Raw genomic sequence first — 2209 nt, 5'->3', positions numbered from 1 at the left:
CAACTCCGAAGACAGGAATCGCTGATACCCAGGTCTTTAGCAAGGACAGAGACCGGTTTATCGCCCTTGCGGGCAAGCTCGACGGCACGCTGACGGAACTCGATCGGGTGAGGTGCAGGCACGAAGCACTTCCTTCCCAGCTGACACAGGGTCAACTCAGGTGAGGTGGCCGTGCTACGGGGGGAAGCTCAGAGATCTTCAGGCTGCGGGAGCGAGGCCGGCTCGTCATCGACGGTGTAGACCTCAAGGCATGAAAGATGACCGTCCCCAACGAAGAGCAAAACCCCGTCATAGCGCCCGCGCACGCTGGCGGAGATCAGCACTCCGTCTTGTACCGGGGAGGCGAGCGCACGAGGCCCTGTTCCTGCCCGAAGATCCACCGTTGCACATCCACACCCACACCGTCCGACCACAATTGTCGAAGAGACTTGAGCGCGAAGTTCATCCACACCAGGAAAATCTTGCGCGAGAAGAGCCAGGATGACGGCTTGCTCCTCGGCTGACAGATGGCGTTCACTGATCGACACATCGTCAAGGTATCGAACCGGGCACGCGGGATATATGCGGGATGATCTTCTGTGGGCGGTACCAAGAGGAAGGTTTCCGCCCTGCTCAGAGCCGTCTTGTTCTCTCGGAACGCAGCCCTCTTGAAAACCGCTATGCCTCCGGCGGGGGTAGTGTGCGCGTCCGCGCATGATCCGAAGCTTGATCGCCGTGCCAGATCCGTGCCAGAACAGGTGGGGAGCCACGGTCACTCACGGGGAATCACGGGGACTCGACCTACTCTGACCTGCACCCCCGTTTTCCCAGCTCAGGGCGGCAAGGTCAGTAGATGATTCCCAAGCTGACAGCGTAGGTTCGATTCCCGCACCCACTCTCAGCATGAAAGCCCGTATCAGTAACCACCTCCGCCTAGCGCGTACGGGTGTTGAAGTCAGTTACCGCTTCTCCGGGAAGAGGCCCGCCTGGCTGCTACAGCGGCAATAGTGCAGGCCACAAACAGGCTGATGGAGACATAGATGGCGGGATTGACGAATGCGGGCACTAGGTCAACGACCCCGCTGTCGGATGTGCACAGGGGATTGCTCAGTGGCCACAAGCTCGACGGCTCTCGCGCGGAACTCGAGTAACCGTATCCGTGAGCCATACACGGATCCTCCGGATCGCGGTAGAAGAAACCGCCTATGAAGTATCCGGCCCCGTAGATCGCCACCGCAACACAAGCCGCGATGGCACTAGCCTCTATCCATACAGTCCACACGCGTCGTTGGCCTCTTCGGAGGAGGGTGGCGGCGGTGTGTACCGTCAGCCCGACCGTCAGGATCACTATCAGCGGCCACCAAATAGGGACCATGAAGAGGATGAAGGCGAAGGATTCAGTCATAGTGATCAAATCTTTGCAGGTTAAGCAAGGTCGGCATCGGGCTTCCTCTCATAGCGTGGAGACCCAAACCTGAGAGAAGGTTGGGTCGTGGCAAGCAAGAGGCGCCGGTTTGATCCGGAGTTTCGGGCTGGCGCGGTACACATCGTTAAGGAGACCGGCAAGCCCGTCGCGCAGGTCGCGCAGGACCTGGGAATCAACCCCTACACGCTGCACAACTGGATGCACATGGACCGGCTCGCCACCCAGCACGGCAACGGTGACGGGACCACGGAGCCGGCGGAGTCCGAGCAGGAAGAACTGGCCCATCCAATCAAACGCACGGAGTATGCACGGGATGATCTTCTACGGAAGGCGCCAGGAAGGAGACTTCTGCCCTGCTCAGGGCTACTCTTCTTCCTCGGAACATAGCCCTCTTGAAAACCGCCATGCCTGAGGTGAGGGCACTCGGCTTCGAGGTGATCGCCAGCCTGGCGACAACTTCCCGTATGGAGTTGCCCCGGTTCGGTAGACACATCAGGGCTTTCGGCTACGCGGCAGCATAACCGTCTTCTTGAATGGGTTTGAGGGCTTGGCGTCGCTCGTATTCGGCAGGGCTGAGTTGTCCGTTGGCGGAGTGACGACGGCGCGGGTTGTAGAACCCCTCGATGTAGGCGAATACCGCGCGCTCGGCTTCTGACCTGGTGCGGAAGGTCCGCCGGTCGATCAGCTCGCACTCCAGCGAGGCGAAGAAGCTCTCGGTGATGGCATTGTCGAAGCACGTGCCGGTCCGGCCGGTCGAGGGGCGCACGCCGGCCTGCTCACAACGTCGACCGAACGCGATCGAGG

The 2209-nt window shown here is 60.5% G+C and carries 2 protein-coding genes; one reads left to right on the top strand and one right to left on the bottom strand.

Translation table 11 applies throughout. The features are described 5' to 3' along the window. Positions 1–1471 precede the first annotated feature (1471 nt). Positions 1472–1792 carry a transposase gene (locus ABZ260_RS50255; RefSeq protein WP_355632838.1) on the top strand — a complete coding sequence of 107 codons (321 nt, stop codon included), beginning with the start codon at positions 1472–1474 and terminating at the stop codon, positions 1790–1792. Positions 1793–1910: 118 nt separating this feature from the next. On the opposite strand, the gene ABZ260_RS50250 is transcribed toward ABZ260_RS50255, so the two are convergent. Beyond that, a partial coding sequence (locus ABZ260_RS50250; RefSeq protein WP_355632836.1) for an IS3 family transposase occupies positions 1911–2209 on the bottom strand: 299 nt, incomplete at its 5' end.

It is taken from the genome of Streptosporangium sp. NPDC006013 (genome assembly GCF_040614275.1).
Classification (GTDB): Bacteria; Actinomycetota; Actinomycetes; order Streptosporangiales; family Streptosporangiaceae; genus Streptosporangium.
The sequence above is the reverse complement of the archived record's forward strand: the minus strand, read 5'-3'. Positions and strand labels throughout refer to the sequence as shown.